This window comes from Ruegeria sp. AH7, assembly GCF_056541325.1.
On the sequence record NZ_JBQFYF010000001.1, the window covers coordinates 307646 to 333602 of the forward strand.

The following is a 25957-nucleotide window of genomic DNA, read 5'->3' on the forward strand; positions in this document are numbered from 1 at the left end:
GGGATGCTTACGGAAACGCGCCGCTCAGTTTGGTTTGGTTCCAGAAAACCGAACAGCGCTGCCACCTACATAGTAGGTCATTTCGACGTTCAGCCCTGCGGATTTAAGGGCTGTCAAAACGGTCTCACCTTTTCCGAAATTCCGTGTGTATTCACCGATCATGGTGAAGTCTTGCGCACCATTCAGAAAGAAACGCTCAACTTGCGGAAGCACTCCGTCAAGATAGAAACGGTAAACAGGCCGCAAAAACCAATCCACAGGGTCCGTTGCCTCGATCAACGAAAACGGAGCGCCGGGCTTGAGAATACGACAAAGCTGGTTGGCGAAAACCTGATGCTGCTGAGCGTTAAAGGTTTTCAATCCAAAGGTAGAAATCGCAAAATCCGCCGAGGCGGTTGGAAGGTCTGTCGTCAACATATTGGCACAGAGGTGGGTGATGCGGTCATCCCGGCTTTTGTGCAAACGGCTCATAGCATGCTTGTGCATCCCCGGGCTTATGTCGACCGCAGTAACGTTCGCGATTCTAGGAAACTCGGCAAGCAGATGAGGCCAAGCTTCTCCGGTGCCGGACATGAGATCGACTCCGGACGCTTGCGTGTCCTCGGACAAGGTCAGCCCTTTCACACATGCTCTGCGCCATGCGCGAACCAGGCCGAAGGAAGCGACTGCGCTCCAATTTCGGTAGGAATCCGAACACCTGTCGAACACGCCTGCCACAAAGTCGGGGTCATAGATGTCATTGCTCATGGTCTGGACCCTGCGGAGAGGAGAACCGGATTACAAGGGGTTACCAATGTTCAATAAAATCCTGATTGCCAACCGTGGCGAGATTGCTTGCAGAGTTATGGAGACGGCTCAGAAACTGGGCGTGTCCTGTGTTGCTGTTTACTCCGATGCGGATGGGTCAGCCAAGCATGTGCAGATGGCGGATGAAGCGGTTAATATCGGCGGCGCGGCTCCGTCAGAGAGCTATCTGAAGGGCGATGTGATCATTCAGGCGGCGCTGGATTCCGGCGCGCAGGCGATCCATCCGGGCTATGGGTTTCTATCCGAAAACCCGGAATTCGTGGATGCGGTTGAGGCTGCGGGCTTGACGTTCATCGGACCATCGGCAGATGCGATCCGGAAGATGGGCCTCAAAGACGCAGCAAAGGTTCTTATGGAACAGGCGGGCGTGCCTGTCGTGCCGGGTTATCATGGGGACAATCAGGACCCCGAGCATCTGGCCGAGGCGGCCGAAACTATTGGCTATCCTGTGTTGATCAAGGCCGTGGCAGGCGGCGGCGGCAAGGGGATGCGGCTGGTCGAAAATCCCGAGGATTTTCTGTCCGCTCTGGACAGCGCACGCGGCGAGGCGAAAACCGCCTTCGGCAATGATGCTGTGCTGGTTGAGAAATTCGTTGCGAAGCCTCGGCATATCGAAGTTCAGGTATTTGGCGACGGCACGCACGCAGTTCACCTATTCGAACGGGACTGCTCGTTGCAGCGACGGCATCAGAAGGTGATCGAAGAGGCTCCGGCCCCTGGCATGACAACTGAAATGCGCGACGCGATGGGACATGCAGGTGTCCGCGCGGCTGAGGCGATTGGCTACAAAGGGGCGGGGACGGTTGAGTTTATCGTCGACGCGTCCGAAGGACTGCGCCCGGATCGGTTCTGGTTCATGGAAATGAACACGCGCCTGCAGGTTGAACACCCTGTAACCGAGGCGATCACGGGCGTCGATCTGGTCGAATGGCAGTTGCGTGTGGCAGCGGGTGAGAGCTTGCCGAAACAGCAAAGAGACCTTTCGATCAACGGCCACGCGTTCGAGGCGCGGCTCTATGCCGAAGATGTACCCAAGGGATTCCTGCCAGCAACAGGTACCCTGACCCATCTGCGCTTTCCTCAAGGGTGTCGGGCAGATAGTGGCGTGAGGGCGGGGGATACAATCAGCCCCTGGTATGACCCGATGATTGCAAAGGTGATTGTGCATGGGCCGACGCGGTCGGTCGCTCTCGAACAGTTACACCGCGCGTTGCAAGGGACTGAGGTCGCCGGAACGGTTACCAACCTGTCATTCCTGGGGGCCTTGACCCGGCATACTGGCTTTGCCTCGGGCGATGTCGATACGGGGCTGATCGGGCGCGACCTTGACGAATTGGTGCAGGCGGTACCGCCACGGCCCGAGACCCTTGTGGCGGCAGCCATGCGGGCATCGAACTTGGTGGACATGCAGGCAGACGCTGGTTTCTCGCTTTGGGCACCTCTGCATCGGGCGGTTCAGCTGATATCCAGTGAGGATCATATCGAGCTTGATGTTCAAGTTATTAGCGCCGAGCGGCAGGAGTGGCACGTGGGTGAGACGGTCGTCACGGCACAACGCCAGGACGGGCGCTGGCTGATCAACGGAAAACCGATGCCCTATGTCGCGGTCACTGGTCCCCGGATCACGGTCTTCGAGGATTATGGACAGAGTTTTGACCTGGTCGACCCACTGGACCGCGAGGCCAGCGCGGCTGGGGATACCAACCTGATCGAAGCGCCGATGCCGGGGCTTGTCAAAGCGGTCTTTGCAGTGGCTGGTCAGTCGGTCAAGGAAGGCGACCGTTTGGCGGTGCTGGAGGCGATGAAGATGGAACATTCCCTGCTTGCTGCTCGGGATGGTGTTGTCGCAGAGGTTCTGGCCGAAGAAGGCGCTCAGGTCGAAGCCGGTGCCGCCTTGGTCCGGTTGGAAGATAGCTAGGCTGTTCGAAAGTCTGAGCATGTGTCACGATCAGTTTGGACACCTAAGGGAGATGAGGCATGGGCGAACGGGTCGAAATTTTTGAAGTCGGGCCTCGGGACGGGTTGCAGAACGAAACGCGCGACATTCCGGTGGCCGAGAAGATTGCGCTTGTCGATTGCCTGTCGGATGCCGGGTTCAACCGGATCGAAGTGGCCAGCTTTGTTTCACCTAAATGGGTTCCCCAAATGGCGGGAAGCGCCGATGTTCTGGCCGGCATAGCGCGCGCAAAGGGTGTGCGATATGCAGCCCTGACCCCCAATATGCGGGGGTATGAAGATGCATTGGCAACCAAAGCGGATGAGATCGCGGTTTTTGCCTCGGCTTCCGAGGGATTCTCGAAAGCGAATATCAATGCCACCATTGCCGAGTCGATTGAACGGTTCACGCCGATCCTGGACGCCGCGCGCCACATCGACCTGCCAGTGCGCGGCTATGTCTCTTGCGTGACTGACTGCCCGTATGATGGGCCGACACCGCCCGAAAAGGTGGCCGAGGTTGCGGATCTTTTGTTCTCTCACGGCTGCTATGAGGTGTCTTTGGGCGATACGATCGGGCAGGGCACGCCGGACAAGATCGCACGGATGTTGATGGCGGTGCGAGAGCGTGTTCCCGTGACCCGGCTGGCCGGTCATTTTCACGACACGAATGGCCGGGCGTTGGACAATATCGATGCCTCGCTTTCACTGGGCGTCCGTGTATTCGATGCCGCCGTTGGTGGCCTTGGTGGTTGCCCTTACGCACCCGGTGCAGCGGGCAATGTCGCGACCGAAGCCGTTGCGGCGCATCTGGAACGGTTGGGATATGCCACCGGCCTGGATGCCAAAGTGTTGGATAAAGCCGCGCAGATGGCGCGCGCCATGAGGGGCTAAGATGTACGAAACGATCTCGATCGTCACAGATGCACGCGGCGTTGCCACCCTGTGCCTAAACCGCCCGGAAAAACACAACGCGATGTCGGCCACGATGATCGCCGAACTGACGCGCGCAGCGCAGGATTTGGGGCAAGACCCCGCTGTTCGGGTCGTCGTGCTGACCGGGACTGGTAGATCCTTTTGCGCGGGCGGGGATCTGGTTTGGATGCAGGATCAGATGACAGCCGACCCTGAAACGCGTTTCATCGAAGCACGCAAGCTTGCGGAAATGCTGCAAGCGCTCAACACGATGCCGAAACCCCTGATCGGAGCGTTGCAAGGCAATGCGTTCGGCGGTGGCGTGGGTCTGGCTGCTGTCTGTGATGTGGCGATTGGTGTTGAAGCCCTGAAAATGGGCCTGACCGAGACAAAGCTGGGCCTGATCCCGGCGACGATTGGGCCCTATGTGATCGCACGTATGGGGGCGGCCAAGGCCCGCCGGGTTTTCATGTCTGCGCGTCTGTTTGATGCGGCCGAGGCCGTGAGGCTTGGGCTTTTGGCCAAAACAGTTGCGGTAGACGGGTTGTATCAGGCCATCGAGGACGAAGTTCTTCCCTATCTGAACTGCGCACCAGGGGCGGTTGCCTCGGCCAAGGCGCTGGTGCAGGATCTTGGGCCTAAGATTGACGATCAGGTGATTGACCATACGATCAATGCGCTGGTTTCTCGCTGGGAAACAGAAGAAGCGCACGAGGGAATTAACGCTTTCTTTGAGAAACGTAAGCCCAAGTGGATCAACGACGTTTAATTCTGAGACGGAATGCGGCGCTGTGCAGAATGACATGCGAAATTTCAGGATGGTCAACCCCAAGGTTGATGCCCCTGCGCGCTTGTGATCGGTTGACCCTCTGACCCCGCAGAGATAGAGAATGTCCAGTCAACTCGCCAATTGACCGCGCGCTCAATATGGATCGCGCAGGAAAGGAGCTACTCTTGGAAGAGCTGTTGCGGGAATATCTCCCGATCCTGGTGTTTCTGGCCGTGGCCGTGGGCCTTGGAATAGTGCTGATTCTGGCGGCTGTCGTTTTGGCCGTCCGCAACCCCGATCCGGAAAAAGTCAGCGCATATGAATGCGGCTTCAACGCATTTGATGACGCGCGGATGAAATTTGATGTCCGATTCTACCTGGTCGCGATTCTCTTCATTATCTTCGATCTGGAAATCGCCTTCCTGTTCCCCTGGGCCGTTGGCTTCAAGGACATCAGCGATGTGGGTTTCTGGTCCATGATGGTGTTTCTGGGCGTTCTGACCATCGGCTTTGCCTATGAATGGAAGAAAGGGGCGCTGGAATGGGAGTGATGACGGGTGCAAACACCGCTGGCGTCGACAAAGAAATCGCCACCCAGGCCTTGAATGCCGAGCTTCAGGACAAAGGGTTCCTGCTGACTTCGACCGAGGACATCATCAACTGGGCGCGCACTGGCAGCTTGCACTGGATGACCTTTGGTCTGGCTTGCTGCGCGGTTGAGATGATGCACACCTCGATGCCGCGCTATGATGCGGAACGGTTCGGTATCGCCCCGCGCGCATCCCCGCGCCAGTCCGACGTGATGATCGTGGCTGGAACCCTGACCAACAAAATGGCCCCGGCGCTGCGCAAAGTTTACGATCAGATGCCCGAACCGCGCTATGTGATCTCGATGGGCTCCTGCGCGAATGGCGGTGGCTACTACCACTATTCCTATTCAGTCGTGCGCGGCTGTGACCGCATTGTGCCCGTGGATATCTACGTACCCGGCTGCCCTCCGACCGCCGAGGCGCTGCTCTATGGCCTGATGCAACTGCAACGTAAGATCCGCCGCACCGGCACGATTGTACGCTGAGGGAGGGGCAGATGAGCGAAGCACTCAAAGAACTCGGCACACAGCTTGAACTGAAACGCTCAGATTGTGTTCTGTCCTGGGACGTGACCCATGAAGAATTGAACGTCGATGTTGCGCTGTCGAACCTTGTCGAATTCATTGAATTCCTGAAAAGCGACCGGTCCTGTCAATTCTCTACCTTGGTGGATATCACCGGCGTGGACTATCCCGAACGAGCCAAGCGGTTCGACGTGGTCTATCACTTCCTGTCGATGTACCAGAACCAGCGTATTCGCCTGCGGGTCTCGATCCGCGAGGAAGACATGGTGCCCTCGATCGTTGACGTACACCCCTCGGCCAATTGGTTTGAGCGTGAGGTGTTCGACATGTTCGGCATCCTGTTCTCAGGCCATCCGGACCTGCGGCGTATCCTGACCGATTATGGCTTCCGGGGCTATCCGCTGCGCAAGGATTTCCCGACCACAGGCTATACAGAAGTGCGCTATGACGAGGCGCAAAAGCGAGTGGTCTACGAACCCGTCAGCCTCGTGCAGGAATACCGTCAGTTTGATTTCATGTCCCCGTGGGAAGGTGCGAACTACATCCTGCCGGGGGATGAGAAGCAGGAGGCCGAGTGATGGGGGGTATCTGGTGGCTGATCCTTTCCGCGCTGACCATCATCCCGATGGTAAAGATTTTGCCATTCTTCGGGATCAACAAGGTCTGGTGCCTGCTATGTCTGGTCCCTTTTGGCACGATTGCCCTGCTCTGGTGGGTCGGGATCAAGCTACAGGAAATGGAGCGCCGTTAAGATGCTGACGATGTTGGGCGAACTGATCACATTGGGCGCGCTGGGTGTTTTGCTGGCCGGGGCTGCTGCCAAAGCCGTTGAGGCAAAAAAGGTCCGAGTTCGGGCTGAAGCAAAGAAAAGACGGGGGCGTTGATGGACGGCTCAAGATATGATGACGGCAGCACGGACGCGCTGAGCGGCGAGCAGAAGATCCGTAACTTTAACATCAACTTCGGCCCGCAACACCCTGCAGCGCATGGGGTTTTGCGCTTGGTTCTTGAGTTGGACGGCGAGATCGTGGAGCGTTGCGATCCGCATATCGGCCTGCTGCATCGTGGTACTGAGAAGCTGATGGAAAGCCGGACGTATCTGCAGAACCTGCCGTATTTCGATCGTCTGGACTATGTGGCGCCGATGAACCAGGAACATGCCTGGTGTCTGGCGATTGAGAAACTGACTGGTGTTGAAGTGCCGCGTCGCGGCTCGCTGATCCGGGTTCTGTATTCCGAGATTGGTCGTATCCTGAACCATCTGCTGAACGTGACCACACAGGCGATGGATGTGGGCGCTCTGACTCCGCCGCTTTGGGGATTTGAAGAGCGCGAAAAGCTGATGGTGTTCTACGAGCGTGCCTGCGGGGCCCGCCTGCACGCTGCTTACTTCCGCCCCGGCGGTGTCCATCAGGACCTGCCACCCGAACTGCTGGATGATATCGAGGCTTGGAGCCACGAATTCCCCGCCGTTCTCGACGACATCGACGGGCTGCTCACCGAAAACCGCATCTTCAAACAGCGCAACGCCGATATTGGCGTGGTGACCGAGGATGACATACAGAAATACGGCTTCTCGGGCGTGATGGTCCGTGGCTCGGGCCTCGCATGGGACCTGCGCCGCGCGCAACCTTATGAATGCTATGACGAGTTCGAGTTCCAGATCCCGGTCGGCAAAAATGGCGACTGCTACGACCGCTATCTCTGCCGCATGGAAGAGATGCGCCAATCGCTGCTGATCATCCGTCAGGCCATCGCCAAGATTCGCGAATGCCCGGGCGACGTTCTGGCCCGCGGTAAAATCACCCCGCCGACACGCTCGGACATGAAAACCTCGATGGAAAGCCTGATCCATCACTTCAAACTGTATACCGAAGGTTTCCACGTCCCCGCAGGAGAGGTCTACGCTGCCGTCGAAGCCCCCAAGGGCGAGTTCGGCGTCTATCTGGTCGCCGACGGCACCAACAAACCCTACCGCGCCAAACTGCGTGCGCCGGGGTTCCTGCATCTGCAAGCCATGGATCACGTCGCCGGAGGGCACCAACTGGCCGACGTCGCCGCGATTATCGGGACGATGGACGTTGTGTTTGGGGAGATTGATCGGTGAGTCTTATCTCCCTTTCTCTGATCTTTGCCGGAATTGGCGCAGTGTTTCTGCTGCTCTTGGGGTATCTGTTCTGGACTAAACCCGAGTTTGGTCTTGCTCAGACGGGACATCATAAGGAGAATCTGCCCAGCGTTATGGCAGATCGCTACTTTGCGTTTGCTCTTATTGGTGTGTTCGCCGCTCTGTACCAAGATTTGTACGTCATACTTGCCTTCTTTGCAGCATGCTCGGTTATGGCGTTTGTAGATGCGCTTATCTACTCGCGTGCTAAGAAAAACACCGCAAAACACCTGATAGCTGGCCTACTGTCGATGGTTGCCTTTGCAGTCACGGTTGTCGCCAAACTGACCGAAGGAGCCGCGTGATGCTGCGCCGTCTTCACCCCGAACAACCTGAGAGCTTTGCCTTTACCGCTGCCAACCAGCAATGGGCCGAAGCGCAGGTTACCAAGTACCCCGAGGGTCGTCAGGCCAGCGCTGTTATCCCGCTGCTCTGGCGCGCGCAAGAGCAAGAGGGCTGGCTGACCCGTCCGGCGATTGAATCCGTCGCCGACATGCTGGGCATGGCCTATATCCGCGTGCTCGAAGTGGCCTCGTTCTACTTCATGTTCCAGCTGCAACCGGTTGGTTCTGTGGCGCATATTCAGGTCTGCGGCACGACCTCTTGCATGATTTGCGGGGCCGAAGACCTGATAGCGGTCTGCAAGGACAAGATCGCCGCCAAGCCGCATGAACTGTCTGCCGATGGCAAGCTAAGCTGGGAAGAGGTCGAATGCCTGGGGTCCTGCGCGAACGCTCCAATGGCGCAGATCGGAAAAGACTATTACGAAGACCTGACGGCCGAGAGCTTTGGCAAGATCATCGACGATCTGGCCGCAGGCAAGGTTCCGACACCGGGCCCTCAGAACGGACGTTATGCAGCGGAACCGCTGGGCGGATTGACCAGCCTGACCCAGCATGACGCTGGGAAGCCAGAGCACAATGCCAGCGTGGCCTTGGCCACCGATCTGGGCGACACGGTCAAGCGCATCGACGGGACCGAGGTTCCGATCCTGACACCGTGGCTGGGCAAGGATGGCAAGGCAGCGGCGACCAAATCGGCCCCGAAACCGCCCAAAGCGCCGAAACCGGCCAAACCTGCTGTGAAACAGGCGGAGGAGGCGAAGGCGTCCAAGGAAGATCAGCCAGAAACGCTGACCGCCGCGCGGGGTGGTAAGGCCGATGATCTGAAAATGCTTAAAGGCGTCGGCCCAAAGCTCGAGCAGACGCTCAATGAGCTGGGCTTTTACCACTTCGACCAGATCGCAGCCTGGACGCCCGAGCATGTGGCTTGGGTCGATACACGGTTGAAATTCAAAGGCCGGATCGAACGCGACGGTTGGATCGCACAGGCGGCCAAGCTGGCGGCGGGGGAAGAGACCGAGTTTGCCAAGCGCGCCAAGAAAGACGGTATGTACGAAGACTGAGATGGACACGGATAAGGAACAAGCTATCGCCCGCAAGGGTCGACATATTGGCATCGTCATTGCCGTGACGATGGCGATCTGGCTTGCCATGAACCTGTTCATTGGCCCCGCGTTGGGGCTGACCACGCGCCACGCATTGTTTTTTGACCTCGCCGCCCTGGCCGGGTTCATCTATGCGGGCGTCAACATATTTCAACTCTGGCGCATGCGTCAGGAAAGCCGAAGGTAACACGCGATGCTGAAGGATCAGGACCGGATCTTTACCAACATCTACGGGATGCATGAGCGTACGCTGCGCGGTGCACAAGCTCGCGGGCATTGGGATGGCACCGCTGGATTGATCGAAAAGGGGCGCGACTGGATCATCCAGACGATGAAGGATTCCGGGCTGCGCGGGCGTGGTGGCGCGGGTTTCCCCACCGGTTTGAAATGGTCCTTCATGCCCAAGGAAAGCGATGGCCGTCCGGCCTACCTGGTTGTAAACGCAGATGAATCCGAGCCGGGCACATGCAAGGACCGTGAGATTATGCGCCACGATCCGCACACTTTGATCGAGGGGTGCCTGATCGCATCCTTCGCGATGAATGCGCATACCTGCTATATCTACCTTCGCGGCGAATACATCCGCGAGCGTGAAGCCCTACAGGCCGCGATTGACGAAGCCTATGACGCCGGCCTGCTGGGCAGGAATGCCGCTGGTTCGGGTTGGGATTTCGATCTGTTCCTGCATCACGGGGCGGGCGCCTATATCTGCGGCGAGGAAACCGCGCTGATCGAAAGCCTTGAAGGAAAAAAGGGCATGCCGCGCATGAAACCCCCGTTCCCGGCGGGGGCGGGGCTGTATGGTTGCCCGACCACTGTGAACAATGTGGAATCCATCGCTGTTGTGCCGACCATTCTGCGTCGCGGCGCCGATTGGTTCGCGGGCTTCGGTCGTCAGAACAATGCGGGCACCAAGCTGTTTGCGATCTCGGGCCATGTGAACAACCCCTGCGTCGTCGAAGAGGCGATGTCGATTTCCTTTGAGGAACTGATCGAGACCCATTGCGGCGGCATTCGCGGCGGTTGGGACAATCTACTGGCTGTGATCCCCGGCGGTTCCTCGGTGCCTTGTGTGCGCGGTGAGAACATGCGCGATGCGATCATGGATTTCGACTATCTGCGCAACGATCTGGGCTCGGGCCTTGGCACGGCGGCGGTGATCGTGATGGACAAGTCCACCGACATCATCAAGGCGATCTGGCGCCTATCCAAATTCTACAAGCACGAAAGCTGCGGTCAGTGTACGCCCTGCCGCGAAGGCACAGGTTGGATGATGCGCGTGATGGATCGTTTGGTGCGCGGCGAGGCCGAGCTGGAAGAGATCGACATGCTGTTTGATGTTACCAAACAGGTCGAAGGTCACACGATCTGCGCCCTTGGTGATGCGGCGGCCTGGCCGATCCAGGGCCTGATCCGCAATTTCCGGGACGAAATCGAAGATCGCATTAAGGCCCAGAAATCAGGTCGTTCAAGCGCGATTGCAGCGGAGTAGGAAACATGGACCTATTCACAGATTATTCTCATGCTGTCGCTTCGGTTGTGATTTTCACACTGGTCGTGTTGTTGTTGTCGCCCCTCACGGCGATGGCGAAACAGAGCAAAGGGTTGGCACCGGGGGCGACGCCTGATCAGGACTATGCCGACCGGGCCTATCGTCTGAACCGGGCCTATCTGAATGGAACAGAAACGCTGCCGGCTTTTGTCGCGGTGACGATTGCCGCGATTTTGCTGTCGGCGAGTCCGTTTTGGGTGAACCTGTTGGCTTCGGTCGCTCTGGTCGCGCGGTTGGCGATGCTAGTGGTCCATATTCGCGGAACGGGTAAGCCAAATTCAGGCATCCGTTCGATCTTTTATGTGCTGAGCTGGGCCTGCATGTTTGTGATTGGGGTCATGGCTTTGGTGGCGGCGTTCTGATGGGGAGCAAGGATAAAGTGAACTGGTCGACGGTTGGGCGCATTCGTTCAGGTACCTGCGTTGCTATTGCAGCCGTAGCGCTTGTGTCGGCCTGTGGTACGATCACAAAGTCAAGTGACCGGGTTCAATTCGAAGGCAATTTCTTCCGTGCCAAGGCTAAGCCGGTGGACAAGAAAAAGGCCCCGACTGATTTTACTGTTGTCGTGAACGGCGTCTCGCAGTCCTTGAACGGCGCGCGTGAAGCCGGGCGCTATGAGGGCACGAAGTACTGTATTGAGCAATTCGGCTCCTCCCGTATTGAATGGAAGGTCGGGCCTGATACCGAGCCAGATCAGCTTCAGATCAGCGACGACAAACTGTCTTTTGCAGGAACGTGCCAGCGACCATGATCTGTGTTTTTGCATATCAGCGCGTGAAAGCGTGTTTGCTATCGCATAGCAGGCCGTCAGGCCTTTGTTTTGGGGAACCCAAAACAAAAGGAAATAACATGTCTGTAGCAAAATCTTTAAGTCTGGCCGTTTTGTTTACATTGCCAGTTGCGGCCGAGGCAAAACCGCCCCTGCGCGATGTTCAAGAGATCGACAACGAGCTGTACTATATCGCCATCGCCAATGAGATTTCTGAATATTGCCCCTCGATCAGTGGTCGGCGCCTCAAGGCGATCAACGTGATGTGGGGGCTGCGGTCCAAAGCCCACAAGCTGGGATATTCCGACAAGGAAATCCGCGCTTATGTGGAATCGGACGCGGAAAAAGACCGGATGCGTACCAAGGGCGAGGCTTATCTGGCGCAAAACGGAGTGTCTTATGACACACCGAACTCATTTTGCACCTTGGGTCAGGCCGAAATTCAAAGAAATAGCGCCATCGGCGTCTATCTGAGGGCGAATTGAGGATGCGGTTCAGGGTAGCGCAAACGAATCTACTTGGCGGATTGCTTCTGCTTGTTGTGGCAGGATGTCAGACTACCACCAGCGAGTCCCCAGAGGTGGCGGCTGCACGTGCGCCGTTCCGTACTGAGATGCCGGAGAACCTGTATAATGTTGCCTTTGCCAATGCGATGGCCGAACAAATTTCAACTGGGTGCCCTTCGTTGTCGATGAACCGGCCACAGATCGCGAACAGCATGAAAGCGGTGGCTGACGATCTTGAAGCCAAAGGGTATCAGGAAAGCGACTTTAAATATCTTGAACAAAATCTGCCTCGGAAACGGATTCAGGACGATGCAATCCGGTACATCCAAAGCAACGGGATCGTCATCGGTGTGCCTGAAACCATGTGTTCGGCGGGCCGTCGCGAGATCGCCAAAGGCTCTGCCATTGGCACATTCCTAAAAGGGTAACGTCACAATGTCTGACCTCCGCAAGATCAATATCGACGGCCAGGAAATCGAAGTCGATGGCGCGATGACCCTGATCCAGGCTTGTGAGCAAGCCGGGGTCGAGGTGCCGCGCTTTTGCTATCACGAGCGTCTGTCGATTGCCGGAAACTGCCGGATGTGTCTGGTCGAGGTCGTGGGCGGTCCGCCGAAACCTGCGGCATCTTGCGCGATGCAGGTGCGCGATCTGCGCCCCGGTCCGGAAGGTCAGGCGCCTCAGGTCAAGACGAACTCGCCCATGGTGAAAAAGGCCCGCGAAGGGGTGATGGAGTTTTTGCTGATCAACCACCCTCTGGACTGCCCGATCTGTGACCAAGGCGGTGAGTGCGACCTGCAAGATCAGGCCATGGCCTATGGCGTCTCGGGGTCGCGCTTCAAGGAAGCGAAGCGTGCGGTGGATGATTTGGATCTGGGGCCGCTGGTTGGCACCGCGATGACCCGCTGTATCAGCTGCACCCGCTGCGTGCGCTTCACCACCGAGGTTGCTGGGATCACTCAGATGGGTCAGACCGGGCGCGGGGAAGATGCTGAAATTACCTCGTATCTGAACCAGACGCTGGAATCGAACCTTCAGGGCAATATCATCGATCTTTGCCCGGTTGGGGCACTGACCTCGAAGCCTTACGCCTTCACCGCCCGTCCTTGGGAACTGACCAAGACCGAGAGCATCGACGTGATGGACGCGCTTGGCTCGAACATTCGCGTGGACACTAAGGGGCGCGAAGTTATGCGTTTCCTGCCGCGGAACCATGATGGCGTGAACGAGGAATGGATCAGTGACAAGACCCGTTTTGTCTGGGATGGCCTGCGCCGTCAGCGTCTGGATACGCCTTACATCCGTGAAAACGGCAAGCTGCGACCTGCGTCCTGGCCAGAGGCGCTGACCAAAGCCGCTGAGGCGTTGAAGGGCAAGAAAGTTGCGGCCTTAGTGGGTGATCTTGTGCCGGTTGAAGCTGCATTTGCGCTCAAGCAGCTAGTCGAAGGTCTGGACGGCAACATTGAATGCCGCGTGGACAATGCGCGTTTGCCTGCCGGAAACCGCTCGGGATATGTCGGGACGGCGTCAATCGAAGATGTCGATGACGCAAAATACATCCTTCTGATTGGAACCAACCCGCGTGACGAAGCGCCGGTTTTGAATGCACGCATCCGAAAGGCCTGGTTGAACGGGGCCAAGATCGCCAATATCGGACTTCAGTCTGATCTGACCTACGACGTCTTCCAGATGGGCGACGGGCGCGATGCATTGATTGATCTTCAAAAGCACGAGTTCGACGATATTCTGGAAAACCCCTCGGTGATCATCGTCGGAATGGGCGCTTTGCGTGAAGCGGATGGTGCAGCGGTGCTGGGACATGCCATGGAGGCAGCGGCCCGGACCAACGGCAAACTGATGGTCCTGCATACTGCTGCGGGTCGTGTCGGAGCAATGGACGTAGGTGCTGTGACGGAAGGCGGGCTTGAGGCGGCAATTGACGGAGCTGAGGTGATCTATAACCTCGGTGCGGATGAGGTCGAAATCGATGATGGGGCCTTCGTCATCTATCAAGGCAGCCACGGCGACCGGGGCGCGCATCGTGCCGATTTGATCCTGCCGGGCGCGGCCTATACCGAAGAAAACGGTCTGTTCGTGAACACCGAAGGCCGCCCGCAACTGGCGATGCGCGCCGGGTTTGCACCGGGCGAGGCCAAGGAGAACTGGGCTATCCTGCGGGCCCTTTCCGCAGAACTGGGCGCAACGCTGCCCTATGACTCGCTGGCGCAGCTGCGCACAGCTTTGATTGAGGCGGTACCGCATCTGGCCCGCATCGATGAGGTGATCGAAAATGAGATGCAGCCGCTGGAAGCTGGTGCATTGGGCGACGCGACATTCCGCAATGCGGTTAAGGATTTTTACCTGACCAACCCCATCGCCCGCGCGTCGCAACTGATGGCCGAGCTTTCGGCGCAAGCCAAAGCCCTGAAAACCGACAGGATTGCCGCAGAATGATCCGAACCGCTGACATATCCCCGACGACCCACGGTGTGAGGACCAATGGCTGATTTCTTTAACACCCCAGGCGGCATCGCCATGATCATCCTTGCCCAAGTTCTTGCGGTTGTGGCTTTCGTGATGATCTCGCTGTTGTTCCTTGTCTATGGCGACCGCAAGATTTGGGCCGCCGTCCAAATGCGCCGAGGCCCCAACGTTGTGGGCGCTTACGGCCTTTTGCAAACGGTGGCGGATGCGCTGAAATATGTGGTCAAAGAGGTTGTCATCCCGGCGGGGGCGGATCGAACGGTATTCATCCTTGCACCACTCACGTCCTTCGTGCTGGCCATGATCGCCTGGGCGGTGATCCCGTTCAACGATGGCTGGGTCCTGTCGGATATCAACGTCGCTATTCTCTATGTCTTCGCTGTCTCCTCGTTAGAGGTTTATGGCGTGATTATGGGTGGTTGGGCGTCGAACTCAAAGTACCCTTTCCTTGGATCGCTGCGGTCAGCCGCGCAGATGATTTCTTATGAAGTCTCCATTGGCCTGATCATTATCGGCATCATTATCTCGACCGGGTCGATGAATTTTGGCGACATCGTGCGCGCACAGGATGGGTCCTTCGGCTTCTTCAGCTGGTACTGGCTGCCGCATTTCCCGATGGTCTTCCTGTTCTTCATCTCTGCACTGGCCGAGACCAACCGTCCGCCGTTCGACTTGCCCGAGGCGGAGTCAGAACTGGTCGCAGGCTATCAGGTCGAATATTCCGCCACGCCCTTCTTGCTGTTCATGGCCGGTGAATACATCGCCATCTTCCTGATGTGTGCCTTGACCACGCTGCTTTTCTTCGGCGGCTGGCTGTCGCCGATCCCGGGCCTGCCGGATGGGGTGCTGTGGATGGTCGCCAAGATGGCGTTCTTCTTCTTCCTCTTCGCGATGGTCAAAGCGATCACACCGCGCTACCGCTATGACCAACTGATGCGGCTGGGTTGGAAAGTGTTCCTGCCGTTCTCGCTGGTCTGGGTGGTGTTCGTGGCCTTTGCGGCGAAATTCGACTGGTTCTGGGGCGCGTTTGCGCGATGGAGCGTAGGAGGCTGATATGACTCAAATCGACTACACCCGCGCCGCCAAGTATTTCCTTCTGCAGGACTTCTGGGTCGGCTTCAAACTTGGCATGAAGTACTTCTTCGCACCCAAGGCCACCGTGAACTATCCACACGAAAAAGGGCCCCTGTCCCCGCGCTTTCGGGGCGAACACGCCCTGCGCCGTTACCCAAATGGCGAAGAACGCTGCATCGCCTGCAAACTGTGTGAGGCGATCTGCCCGGCACAGGCCATCACCATCGACGCTGAACCGCGCGAAGACGGCAGCCGCCGCACCACGCGCTATGACATCGACATGACCAAATGCATCTATTGCGGTTTCTGCCAAGAGGCCTGCCCGGTCGATGCCATCGTCGAAGGCCCGAACTTCGAATTCGCTACTGAAACCCGCGAAGAGCTGTTCTACGACAAGGAAAAGCTGCTGGATAATGGCGAACGCTGGGAAGCCGAAATTGCCCGCAATCTGGAAATGGACGCGCCGTACCGATGAATGACAGCCCGACAAATCCGTTCGAGCTGATGATGAAGCAGGCTCAGGACATGGCCAAGGCGATGAACCCGGCGATGGAAAGTTTCTCGCCCAAAGGGTTCGAGGCGCTGTGGCCGACCATGCCGAAAGAAGTCATGGAGATGATGTTCGGCAATACCGTCAACAAAGACGGGCTGGATGCCAAAACCCGCCTGCTGCTGACGCTGGCCGGGCTGACCTGTCAGGGCGCGCAAGCGGATTCGGCGGTGCGTCAGACCGTGCGCCACGCGCTGGAAGCGGGTGCCAAGAAACAAGAGATCGTGGAAACGATCGGTCAGATGTCGGTCTTCGCCGGCATCCCGGCCATGACCCGCGCGCTGGATCTAGCGCAAGAGGTCCTGGGCGACAACGAGGATGAGGATCAATGACCGTCTTTGCCTTCTACCTGTTTGCCATCAGCGCCATCACCGGCGGGCTGTTTACGGTGATCAGCCGTCAACCGGTGCATTCTGTGCTGTGGCTGATCTTGTCCTTCCTGTCCTCGGCCGGGCTGTTCGTGCTGCTGGGGGCTGAATTCGTGGCGATGCTGCTGATCATCGTTTATGTCGGCGCGGTTGCGGTGCTATTCCTGTTCGTTGTGATGATGCTGGACGTGGACTTTGCCGAGCTCAAGGCCGAGATGGCGCGCTATATGCCGCTGGCCCTGCTGATTGGTCTGGTCATCCTGATGCAGTTCGTCATGGCCTTTGGGGCCTGGGACAGCGCGCAGGGTGCGGCGGCAAACCTGGCCCAGCCGGTTCCAACCGACCGCCACAACACCGAGGCGCTCGGCGTCATTCTTTACGATCAATACTTCCTTCTGTTCCAGCTTGCGGGCTTGATCCTGCTGGTGGCTATGATCGGCGCCATCGTGCTGACGCTGCGCCACCGTCAGGACATCAAGCGTCAGGACATCATCGGCCAGATGATGCGCGACCCGGCCAAGGCGATGGAGCTGAAGGACGTGAAACCAGGGCAGGGGTTGTGATGCGACGCTTAACTCTTGCCATAATGCTAGCTGCATTTTCGAGCGCCGCCCTTGCGACCACGGACGTTGATGGTTTGCCGCAGTGGCTCGGAGAGATGCAAGGCCCAGATATTCCGGGCCTCCATCCGCACGTTTATGGCATTTGGCGTTCCAATAGAAACGGAACGGATGTTTGCTTCAATAGCATGAAGTTCTTACAGCCGGTTTGCATTGCGATTTGGGCGCGCGACTACTTTGGGAACGGGGACCAATGATCGGACTTGAACACTATCTTACGGTCGCGGCGACGCTGTTCGTCATCGGCATCTTCGGTCTTTTCCTTAACCGCAAGAACGTCATCATCCTGCTGATGAGCATCGAGTTGATGCTGCTGGCGGTGAATATCAACCTCGTGGCGTTTTCCAGCTTCCTCGGCGATCTGGTCGGGCAGGTGTTCACGCTGTTCGTGCTGACCGTGGCGGCGGCCGAGGCGGCGATTGGTCTGGCCATTCTGGTCTGCTTCTTCCGCAACCGTGGCACCATCGCGGTTGAAGACGTCAATATGATGAAGGGCTAAGAGAACTATGGAAACCACCATCCTCTTTGCCCCGCTCGTGGGCGCGCTGCTCTGCGGGTTCGGCTGGAAGTTCATTGGCGAGAAAGCCGCCATGTGGACCGCAACGGGCCTGCTGTTTCTGGCCTGTCTTCTGTCATGGATTGTCTTCCTCACCTTCGACGGCCAGACCCAGCAAATCGAAATCCTGCGCTGGATCGAAAGCGGCTCGCTGTCGACAAGCTGGGCTATTCGTCTGGACCGTCTGACCGCGATCATGCTGATCGTGGTGACGACCGTCTCGGCGCTCGTGCACCTGTACAGCTTCGGCTACATGGATCACGACCCGCAATGGCGTGAGGGCGAAAGCTATAAGCCGCGCTTCTTTGCCTATCTCTCCTTCTTCACCTTCGCGATGCTGATGCTGGTGACAGCCGACAATCTGGTGCAGATGTTCTTTGGCTGGGAAGGCGTGGGCGTCGCATCCTACCTGCTGATAGGGTTCTATTACCGCAAATCCAGCGCAAATGCGGCGGCGATGAAGGCGTTTATCGTCAACCGGGTTGGCGATTTCGGCTTTGCTCTGGGCATCTTTGCGATCTTCTTCCTGACTGACAGTATCAATTTCTCGGATGTTTTCGCCTCGGCCCCGACACTGGCCGAAACACAGCTAAGCTTCCTGTGGGGCGAGTGGAACGCTATCGAGGTAATCTGCGTGCTATTGTTCATCGGCGCGATGGGCAAGTCAGCGCAGTTGATCCTGCACACCTGGTTGCCCGACGCGATGGAAGGCCCAACGCCTGTATCAGCCCTGATCCACGCTGCGACGATGGTAACGGCGGGTGTGTTCCTGGTCTGCCGCATGTCGCCACTGATGGAATTCGCGCCGGGTGCGACCGGATTCATCACCTTCCTTGGCGCCTCGACTGCCTTCTTTGCGGCAACCGTGGGACTTGTGCAAACCGACATCAAACGCGTCATCGCGTATTCGACCTGTTCGCAACTGGGCTATATGTTCGTCGCGGCTGGCGTCGGCATGTATTCTGCGGCGATGTTCCACCTGCTGACCCACGCGTTCTTCAAGGCGCTGCTGTTCCTCGGGGCAGGTTCCGTAATCCATGCGATGCATCACGAGCAGGAAATGACCGAATACGGCGGATTGCGGAAGAAAATCCCCTATACGTTCTGGACGATGATGATCGGAACGCTGGCCATCACCGGTGTGGGGATCCCGCTTACCACGTTCGGTTTTGCCGGGTTCCTGTCGAAAGACGCCATCATCGAGAGCGCCTTTGCCGGCGGCACAGGATACGCCTTCTGGATGCTGGTCATCGCGGCGGTCTTCACCTCGTTCTACAGCTGGCGGCTGATCTTCCTGACCTTTTACGGCGAACCGCGCGGGGACAAGCATACGCATGATCATGCGCATGAAAGCCCGATGGTGATGCTGGTGCCTTTGGGCGTTCTGTCGCTGGGAGCGGTATTTGCTGGGATGCTCTGGTACAACAACTTCTTTGGCCATACCGACAAGGTGGGCAAGTTCTACGGCATTCCGGTGGCTGAGGCCTCAGAGCATGGTGGTGCGCATGGCGATGCCCATGCAGATGAGGGTCACGCCGACGATGCACATGCTGATGGCTCGCATGGTGACGACGAGGGTCACGGTAAGAAAGACGACCATGGCGACCATCACTATGTGTTTGCGGGTGAGCCGGGTGAAGGCGCGTTGTACATCGCGCCCGATAACACGGTGCTGGACGATGCGCATGCGGTGCCGAAATGGGTCAAGGTCTCACCCTTTGTGGCGATGTTGTTGGGCTTCATCGTGGCCTATTGGTTCTACATCGTGAACACCACGTTGCCCGCGCGGCTGGCTGCGAACCAGCGTCCGCTGTACCTGTTCCTGCTGAACAAATGGTACTTTGACGAAATCTATGACGCGGTCTTCGTCAAACCCACTGTGGCCATTGGCCGCTTCCTGTGGAAACGCGGCGACGGCAACACAATCGATGGCTTCCTGAACGGAATAGCAATGGGCGTTGTTCCCTTCTTCACCCGCCTCGCAGGCAAGGCGCAGACCGGGTACATCTTTACCTATGCCTTCTGGATGGTGCTGGGCATCGCGGCCCTTGTGACCTGGATGTCGATCGGCGGAGGGGCGCAGTAATGGACAATATCCTTTCCATCGTTACCTTCATCCCGGCGATTGCAGCGGGCATTCTGGCGCTGTTTCTGCATGGCGATGATGCGGCGGCGCAACGGAATGCCAAGTGGATTGCCCTGCTGGCGACGACTGTAACCTTCCTTGTGTCCATCGGCATCTACACGGGTTTCGACCCCTCGAATACCGGCTTCCAGATGGTGGAAGAGGGTGAATGGCTGCTGGGCCTGAAGTACAAGATGGGCGTGGATGGGATCAGCGTTCTGTTTGTACTGTTGACCACCTTCATCATGCCGCTGACCATTCTGGCCAGCTGGAACGTGACCGACCGCGTCAAGGAATACATGGTCGCCTTCCTGCTGCTGGAAACGCTGATGCTGGGCGTGTTCATGGCGCTGGACCTGGTGCTATTCTACCTGTTCTTCGAGGCTGGTCTGATCCCGATGTTCCTGATCATCGGAATCTGGGGCGGTGCGAACCGCATCTACGCCAGCTTCAAGTTCTTCCTTTACACCTTCCTCGGATCGGTGCTGATGCTGGTGGCGATGGTTGCTATGTACGCAGACGCAGGCACCACGGATATCGAGGCGCTGATGACCCACCAGTTCTCATCTGATGGGTTCAGCGTGCTGGGCATCTATATCGTCGGCGGTATGCAGACGCTGATGTTCCTGGCCTTCTTCGCCTCATTCGCTGTGAAAATGCCGATGTGGCCGGTGCACACCTGGCTGCCGGATGCGCACGTGCAGGCCCCGACAGCCGGTTCCGTCGTGCTGGCGGCGATCCTTCTGAAGATGGGCGGCTATGGCTTCCTGCGGTTCAGCCTGCCGATGTTCCCGGTGGGGTCAGCGGTGATGACCGATCTGGTGCTGTGGATGTCGGCGATTGCTGTCGTCTACACCTCGCTTGTGGCGCTGGTGCAGGAGGATATGAAAAAGCTAATCGCCTATTCCTCGGTCGCGCATATGGGCTTTGTAACCATGGGTATCTTTGCGGCGAACCAGCAGGGCATCGATGGTGCGATCTTCCAGATGCTCAGCCATGGGTTCATCTCGGCCGCGCTGTTTCTGTGTGTCGGCGTGATCTACGACCGTATGCACACCCGTGATATCGAGGCCTACGGGGGCTTGGTGATCCGCATGCCTGCCTACGCGTTGGTCTTCATGCTGTTCACTATGGCGAATGTTGGCTTGCCAGGCACGTCCGGGTTCATCGGTGAATTCCTGACCCTGATGGGGGCCTTCCAGGTCAACACCTGGGTGACCGCAGTGGCGGCGACCGGCGTGATTTTTTCAGCCGGTTATGCGCTGTGGCTGTACCGCCGGGTTGTGTTCGGCGATCTGATCAAGGAAAGCCTGAAGGCGATGACGGACATGAGTTCGCGCGAGCGGCTGATCTTCGCTCCGCTGATCATTATGACCATCCTGTTGGGCGTCTACCCATCGCTGGTGACCGATGTGATCGGGCAATCCACCGCCGCGCTGATCTCGAACTATGACACGGCTCTGGCCGCGGCAGAGGCCGCGATCCAGACAGCCGCCTCGCATTAAGGGAGCTTTGGAGACATGATCCAAGCTGATCTGACAATAATCCTGCCAGAGATCGTTCTGGCCGCGTATGCGATGGTGGCTCTGATCGGAGCCGTCTACACGACGAAAGACGGCCTGGCCCCGGTGCTGGTCTGGACAACGGCGGGCCTGATGGCGCTGCTGTCCTTCTGGATTGCCACCAATGGGGACGGCACGAATGTCGCCTTCAACGGCATGTTCATCGACGATGGCTTCTCACGCTTTGCCAAGGTTGCCATCCTTCTGTCCGCCGCCGCCGTTCTGGTCATGAGCCAGGACTACATGGCACGCCGCGATCTGTTGCGGTTCGAATACCCGCTGCTGGTCGCATTGGCGGCTGTTGGCATGATGATGATGGTCAGCGCGGGCGATCTGATGTCTCTTTATATGGGGTTGGAGCTGCAATCGTTGGCGCTCTACGTCGTGGCCGCGCTGCGCCGCGACAGCGCGAAATCGACCGAGGCGGGTTTGAAATACTTCGTTCTGGGCGCGCTCAGTTCAGGTCTGCTGCTCTATGGGGCATCGCTGGTTTATGGTTTCACCGGAACAACCTTGTTCTCGGGCATCATCACCACCGTACAGGCCGGAGAGGTCTCAATCGGTTTGCTGTTCGGTCTGATCTTCCTGATCTCGGGGCTGGCCTTCAAGGTTTCGGCCGTGCCGTTCCATATGTGGACCCCGGATGTTTACGAGGGCTCTCCGACCCCGATCACCGCCTTCTTCGCCACCGCGCCCAAAGTGGCCGCCATGGCGCTGTTTGCGCGGCTGTTGCATGACGCCTTTGGTGGCATTGTGAAGGATTGGCAGCAGGTGATCGTGTTGCTGTCGGTTCTGTCGATGCTATTGGGTGCAGTCGCCGCCATTGGTCAGCGCGACATCAAACGCCTGATGGCGTTTTCGTCGATCGCCCATATGGGTTACGCGCTGATCGGTCTCGCCGCAGGGACCGAGCTGGGTATCAAAGCCATGCTGATGTATCTGGCGATCTACGTGACGATGAATATCGGTACCTTTGCCTTCATCCTGATGATGGAACGCGACGGAAAACCGGTCACCGACATCGATGCCTTGCGCCAGTATTCCAAACGTGATCCGGGCAAGGCGCTGGCGGTTCTGATCTTGATGTTCAGCCTTGCGGGCGTGCCGCCGATGCTAGGCTTCTTCGCGAAGTTCGGCGTTTGGCAAGCGGGTGTCAGCGCAGGTCTGATCGGGCTTGTCATCGTCTCGGCCATCGCCTCGGTCATCGGGGCGTTCTATTATCTGCGGATCGTGTTCTACATGTATTTCGGTGCGGAAAACGAAGAACCGATCGAGACGCGTTCGACGCCTGTTTTATGGGTGGCGCTGATGGGCTCGGCCGCGTTGATGCTGGTGGGCGTATTCTACCAGTTCGGGGTTGAAGGCGCAGCGGCTGCCGCTGCGGCGACGCTTGTCAACTGATCCCTTCCGCAAGACCGGGCCTTTCCTGTCATGAGCAATTGGCCAGACGGATACGGCCTGCATGTTGTGCAGGAGGTCGACAGTACCCTGAACGAGGCTGCCCGTTTGGCACCGCAGGCGCGGGGATCCGTTTGGATCATGGCACATCACCAGACCGCCGCGCGTGGTCGGCGGGGCCGGGCCTGGACGCACCCAAAGGGTAATCTGGCGGCGACGCTGATGATGCGTCCCAGTGGCGATCCCGAGCAGGCCGCACTGCGAAGCTTTGTGGCGGCGCTCGCGCTGTTTGACGCCTGCGTTGCTGTGACAGGCCGCGCAGCGGGCCTTGCATTGAAATGGCCCAATGATGTTTTGCTGAACGGCGGCAAACTGGCTGGCATTCTGCTTGAAAGCACGGGACAGGGGCGCGATGTTTCGCATCTGGCGATTGGGATCGGCGTGAACCTGATGGATGCTCCGGGCGCGGATATGGTCGAGTCCGGCGCGGTGCGTCCTGTCTCGCTCTTGTCAGAGACCGGGGCACAGGTCTCGCCCGAGGATTTCCTGACCGAACTCGCCGCCGCTTTTGCGCGCTTTGAGGCGCAATTCGTGACTTATGGGTTCGAACCCATCCGCAGCGCATGGCTCGCGCGTGCAGCCCGATTGGGCGAGGTTATTACCGCTCGCACCGCAACGTCCGAAACAGTGGGAACCTTTGAAACGGTAGACGCGGGGGGCAACCTTGTCCTAAACACCGCGAAAGGCCGCATTAGCATTCCTGCGGCCGATGTGTTTTTCTGAAGGGGGCTCAGATGCTTCTGGCCATCGACTGCGGTAATACGAACACTGTGTTCTCGATCTGGGACGGCGATAAGTTCCTGTGCACCCTGCGCACATCGACCCACCATTCGCGCACCGCTGACGCCTATTTCACCTGGTACTCGACGCTGGTGAAACATTATGGCATCGAGGCTGAGATCAGAGATGTAATCATCGCGTCGACTGTGCCGCGTGTTGTCTTCAACCTGCGTATCTTTGCGGATCGGTTCTTTGGCTGTCGTCCGCTGGTTGTGGGTAAACCCGATTGCTTATTACCGGTGCCTCCGCGTATTGACGAAGGCACGGTCCCGGGGCCGGATCGTTTGGCCAACGCCGTTGGTGCGTTTGACCGCCATGGTGGCAATGTGGTTGTCGTGGATTTCGGCACCGCAACCAATTTCGATGTTGTAGCTGCGGATGGCGCTTATGTCGGTGGTATCATCGCACCGGGCGTGAACCTCAGCCTTGAGGCCTTACACCAAGGGGCCGCCGCCCTACCGCATATTGACATCACGCGCCCGGACAAGGTGATTGGTACGAATACGGTTGGCTGTATCCAATCGGGCGTGTATTGGGGATATTCCGGTCTGATCGAAGGGCTGATCGCCCGTATCAAGACCGAATACGGAATGCCGATGAAAGTCGTTGGAACCGGAGGGCTTGCACCCTTGTTCGATCAGGCCGACGTGGGGTTCGACGCAATCGAAGATGATCTGACGATGCACGGCCTGACCGTGATCCATCGCTATAACAAGGAAAATGGCTCAACATGAGCAGCGAAAGACTGATCTACCTGCCGCTGGGCGGGGCCGGTGAAATTGGGATGAACGCCTATGTGTACGGCTATGGCACGCCAGGCAAGGAACGTCTGATCCTTGTCGATCTTGGGGTGACGTTTCCGGATATGGACACCACACCGGGGGTGGATCTGATCCACGCAGATATCTCATGGCTGCGGGAACGTGCCGATCGGCTTGAGGCCGTGTTTGTCACCCATGCGCATGAGGATCACGTTGGCGCCGTTGCTCATTGCTATGAGGCGCTGGGGGCACCCGTTTATGCGCGCGCCTTCACGGCCAATATCGCGCGCCGCAAGATGGAAGAGCATGGCCACCCAGAGGACGCGGTCCATACGGCTTCGGCCTGGCCAGAACAGGTCTCGGCTGGCCCGTTCACGGTTGGCTTTCTGCCTGTTTCACACTCGATCCCTGAAAGCGCGGCACTGGTGATAGACACGCCTGCAGGTCGGATCGTGCATTCAGGCGACTTCAAACTCGACGCGAACCCGGTGGTGGGTGAGGCGTTTGATCCGGACCTGTGGGCCGACGTCGCCAAATCGGGCGTCAAAGCGCTGGTCTGTGACAGCACGAATGTGTTCTCGACCCATGCCGGGCGTTCGGAATCCGAAGTGGGGCCCGAGATCACCAAGCTGGTCGAAAGCGCCGAAAGCATGGTTGTGGCGACCACCTTCGCGTCGAACGTGGCGCGGGTGAAAACCTTGGCTGAGGCCGGGCAGCGGGCCGGGCGCTCGGTTGTGCTGCTGGGCCGCGCCATGCGCCGGATGATTGAAGCGGCGACGGAAACCGGCATTCTGTCGGACTTTCCTAAAGTGATCAGCGCTGAAGAGGCGGTGGACCTGCCACGCCAGAACCTGATGCTGATCGTGACCGGCAGTCAGGGCGAACGCCGCGCTGCCAGTGCGCAGCTGGCACGCGGCAAGTATCGCGGTATCGAGTTGAAAGAGGGTGATTTATTCCTGTTTTCATCCAAGACCATCCCCGGCAACGAGCGTGGCGTGATTTTCATCATGAACCAACTCAGCGAAAAGGGCGTCGATGTGGTGGATGACAGCTCGGGGCTTTATCACGTCTCGGGCCATGCAAACCGGCCTGATCTTGAGAAAGTGCATGCGTTGGTTGATCCACAATTCGTGGTTCCGATGCATGGGGAACACCGCCATCTGCGTGCACATGCCAAGCTGGCTGAAGCTGGCGGACGGACGGGTGTTCTTGCTGTGAATGGCACCATGCTGGACCTGACTGGCAACGCGCCCAAAATAGTGGACTATGTCGAAACCGGACGCACTTATCTTGACGGTACCGTGAAGATAGGCGCGTTGGATGGGATCGTGCGTGACCGCATCCGTATGGCGCTGAACGGACATGTGACAGTGACCGTTATTCTGGATGAAGAGGATGAACCGCTGGGTGAGCCCTGGTGCGACACGATGGGTCTACCCGAGATTGGAACATCACGTGCGGCGCTGGTCGAGGTGCTGGAAGAAGACTTGAACCAGTTCCTGATGCGGGCCGAAGCGAAAACGCTGCGGGATGACGACAAGCTAGAAGAGGCGATGCGCCGGATCGTGCGCCAGACGGCAAAAACCGAGATCGGCAAGAAGCCCGAAGTGACGGTTGTGATCAGCCGGGTGAAGTAAG

At 58.1% G+C, this 25957-nt stretch carries 30 protein-coding genes; 29 read left to right on the top strand and 1 reads right to left on the bottom strand.

Annotated elements, in window-relative coordinates; genetic code table 11:
• Positions 1-24: 24 nt before the first annotated feature.
• Complete coding sequence (locus ACR0JX_RS01545; RefSeq protein ID WP_480540809.1) at positions 25-747, bottom strand: class I SAM-dependent methyltransferase; 723 nt, start codon at positions 745-747, stop codon at positions 25-27.
• Between the two features lie 46 nt (positions 748-793).
• Between ACR0JX_RS01545 and ACR0JX_RS01550 the strand changes: the two genes are divergently transcribed.
• From ACR0JX_RS01550 to ACR0JX_RS01690, 29 genes are all read left to right on the top strand, one after another.
• The gene (locus tag ACR0JX_RS01550) at positions 794-2725 is read left to right on the top strand and encodes an acetyl/propionyl/methylcrotonyl-CoA carboxylase subunit alpha (RefSeq protein ID WP_480540811.1); all 1932 of its coding nucleotides are present in this window, start codon (positions 794-796) and stop codon (positions 2723-2725) included.
• Between the two features lie 59 nt (positions 2726-2784).
• Entirely contained in the window at positions 2785-3636 is an 852-nt protein-coding gene (locus tag ACR0JX_RS01555; RefSeq protein WP_480540813.1) for a hydroxymethylglutaryl-CoA lyase, read from the top strand.
• Between the two features lies 1 nt (position 3637).
• The gene (locus ACR0JX_RS01560) at positions 3638-4426 is read left to right on the top strand and encodes a crotonase/enoyl-CoA hydratase family protein (protein WP_480540815.1); all 789 of its coding nucleotides are present in this window, start codon (positions 3638-3640) and stop codon (positions 4424-4426) included.
• 185 nt (positions 4427-4611) lie between these two features.
• The gene (locus ACR0JX_RS01565; RefSeq protein WP_170532281.1) at positions 4612-4977 is read left to right on the top strand and encodes an NADH-quinone oxidoreductase subunit A; all 366 of its coding nucleotides are present in this window, start codon (positions 4612-4614) and stop codon (positions 4975-4977) included.
• Positions 4968-5501, top strand: coding sequence for a NuoB/complex I 20 kDa subunit family protein (locus ACR0JX_RS01570; protein WP_480540817.1), 534 nt, complete (start codon positions 4968-4970; stop codon positions 5499-5501). Before ACR0JX_RS01565 ends, ACR0JX_RS01570 begins: the two co-directional genes overlap by 10 nt.
• Positions 5502-5512: 11 nt before the next feature.
• Entirely contained in the window at positions 5513-6118 is a 606-nt protein-coding gene (locus tag ACR0JX_RS01575; protein WP_170532283.1) for an NADH-quinone oxidoreductase subunit C, read from the top strand.
• Complete coding sequence (locus ACR0JX_RS01580) at positions 6118-6291, top strand: hypothetical protein (protein ID WP_170532285.1); 174 nt, start codon at positions 6118-6120, stop codon at positions 6289-6291. Before ACR0JX_RS01575 ends, ACR0JX_RS01580 begins: the two co-directional genes overlap by 1 nt.
• Before the next feature lies 1 nt (position 6292).
• Entirely contained in the window at positions 6293-6424 is a 132-nt protein-coding gene (locus tag ACR0JX_RS01585; RefSeq protein WP_480540819.1) for a hypothetical protein, read from the top strand.
• A complete protein-coding gene (locus ACR0JX_RS01590) occupies positions 6424-7647 on the top strand; it encodes an NADH-quinone oxidoreductase subunit D (protein ID WP_170532287.1) in 1224 nt (407 codons plus the stop codon). Before ACR0JX_RS01585 ends, ACR0JX_RS01590 begins: the two co-directional genes overlap by 1 nt.
• Positions 7644-8012 (top strand): hypothetical protein, encoded by a 369-nt coding sequence (locus tag ACR0JX_RS01595; protein ID WP_480540821.1) that lies wholly within the window; start codon positions 7644-7646, stop codon positions 8010-8012. Before ACR0JX_RS01590 ends, ACR0JX_RS01595 begins: the two co-directional genes overlap by 4 nt.
• Positions 8012-9112: an NADH-quinone oxidoreductase subunit NuoE gene (gene nuoE / locus ACR0JX_RS01600; protein ID WP_480540823.1), complete on the top strand. Its 1101-nt coding sequence runs from the start codon at positions 8012-8014 to the stop codon at positions 9110-9112. The genes ACR0JX_RS01595 and nuoE overlap by 1 nt, the downstream gene beginning before the upstream one ends.
• 1 nt (position 9113) lies before the next feature.
• The gene (locus ACR0JX_RS01605) at positions 9114-9341 is read left to right on the top strand and encodes a DUF5337 domain-containing protein (RefSeq protein WP_170532293.1); all 228 of its coding nucleotides are present in this window, start codon (positions 9114-9116) and stop codon (positions 9339-9341) included.
• Between the two features lie 6 nt (positions 9342-9347).
• Complete coding sequence (gene nuoF, locus ACR0JX_RS01610) at positions 9348-10646, top strand: NADH-quinone oxidoreductase subunit NuoF (RefSeq protein WP_480498852.1); 1299 nt, start codon at positions 9348-9350, stop codon at positions 10644-10646.
• Positions 10647-10651: 5 nt separating this feature from the next.
• Positions 10652-11068, top strand: a complete 417-nt coding sequence (locus ACR0JX_RS01615) for an MAPEG family protein (RefSeq protein WP_480540826.1) — start codon at positions 10652-10654, stop codon at positions 11066-11068.
• A complete protein-coding gene (locus tag ACR0JX_RS01620) occupies positions 11068-11457 on the top strand; it encodes a hypothetical protein (protein ID WP_480540828.1) in 390 nt (129 codons plus the stop codon). The genes ACR0JX_RS01615 and ACR0JX_RS01620 overlap by 1 nt, the downstream gene beginning before the upstream one ends.
• Positions 11458-11555: 98 nt before the next feature.
• On the top strand, positions 11556-11960 hold the full coding sequence (locus ACR0JX_RS01625) for a DUF5333 domain-containing protein (protein ID WP_480540830.1): 405 nt from the start codon (positions 11556-11558) through the stop codon (positions 11958-11960).
• Positions 11961-12055: 95 nt separating this feature from the next.
• Positions 12056-12409, top strand: coding sequence for a DUF5333 family protein (locus tag ACR0JX_RS01630; protein ID WP_480540832.1), 354 nt, complete (start codon positions 12056-12058; stop codon positions 12407-12409).
• A gap of 7 nt (positions 12410-12416) precedes the next feature.
• Complete coding sequence (nuoG, locus tag ACR0JX_RS01635) at positions 12417-14435, top strand: NADH-quinone oxidoreductase subunit NuoG (RefSeq protein ID WP_480540834.1); 2019 nt, start codon at positions 12417-12419, stop codon at positions 14433-14435.
• Between the two features lie 45 nt (positions 14436-14480).
• A complete protein-coding gene (gene nuoH / locus ACR0JX_RS01640; protein WP_480540836.1) occupies positions 14481-15518 on the top strand; it encodes an NADH-quinone oxidoreductase subunit NuoH in 1038 nt (345 codons plus the stop codon).
• 1 nt (position 15519) lies between these two features.
• A complete protein-coding gene (gene nuoI, locus ACR0JX_RS01645; RefSeq protein WP_353008116.1) occupies positions 15520-16014 on the top strand; it encodes an NADH-quinone oxidoreductase subunit NuoI in 495 nt (164 codons plus the stop codon).
• Entirely contained in the window at positions 16011-16421 is a 411-nt protein-coding gene (locus tag ACR0JX_RS01650) for a carboxymuconolactone decarboxylase family protein (protein ID WP_480540838.1), read from the top strand. Before nuoI ends, ACR0JX_RS01650 begins: the two co-directional genes overlap by 4 nt.
• On the top strand, positions 16418-17020 hold the full coding sequence (locus ACR0JX_RS01655) for an NADH-quinone oxidoreductase subunit J (RefSeq protein ID WP_008755476.1): 603 nt from the start codon (positions 16418-16420) through the stop codon (positions 17018-17020). The genes ACR0JX_RS01650 and ACR0JX_RS01655 overlap by 4 nt, the downstream gene beginning before the upstream one ends.
• 250 nt (positions 17021-17270) lie before the next feature.
• Entirely contained in the window at positions 17271-17576 is a 306-nt protein-coding gene (gene nuoK / locus ACR0JX_RS01660; protein ID WP_005984024.1) for an NADH-quinone oxidoreductase subunit NuoK, read from the top strand.
• A gap of 7 nt (positions 17577-17583) precedes the next feature.
• Entirely contained in the window at positions 17584-19719 is a 2136-nt protein-coding gene (nuoL, locus tag ACR0JX_RS01665) for an NADH-quinone oxidoreductase subunit L (RefSeq protein ID WP_480540840.1), read from the top strand.
• Positions 19719-21263 carry an NADH-quinone oxidoreductase subunit M gene (locus tag ACR0JX_RS01670; protein WP_480540842.1) on the top strand — a complete coding sequence of 515 codons (1545 nt, stop codon included), beginning with the start codon at positions 19719-19721 and terminating at the stop codon, positions 21261-21263. The genes nuoL and ACR0JX_RS01670 overlap by 1 nt, the downstream gene beginning before the upstream one ends.
• A gap of 15 nt (positions 21264-21278) precedes the next feature.
• Positions 21279-22721, top strand: coding sequence for an NADH-quinone oxidoreductase subunit NuoN (gene nuoN, locus ACR0JX_RS01675; protein ID WP_480540844.1), 1443 nt, complete (start codon positions 21279-21281; stop codon positions 22719-22721).
• Between the two features lie 30 nt (positions 22722-22751).
• Complete coding sequence (locus ACR0JX_RS01680; RefSeq protein WP_480540846.1) at positions 22752-23501, top strand: biotin--[acetyl-CoA-carboxylase] ligase; 750 nt, start codon at positions 22752-22754, stop codon at positions 23499-23501.
• A gap of 11 nt (positions 23502-23512) precedes the next feature.
• A complete protein-coding gene (locus ACR0JX_RS01685) occupies positions 23513-24292 on the top strand; it encodes a type III pantothenate kinase (RefSeq protein WP_480540848.1) in 780 nt (259 codons plus the stop codon).
• A complete protein-coding gene (locus ACR0JX_RS01690; RefSeq protein ID WP_480540850.1) occupies positions 24289-25956 on the top strand; it encodes a ribonuclease J in 1668 nt (555 codons plus the stop codon). The genes ACR0JX_RS01685 and ACR0JX_RS01690 overlap by 4 nt, the downstream gene beginning before the upstream one ends.
• The last annotated feature ends 1 nt before the right edge of the window (position 25957 follow it).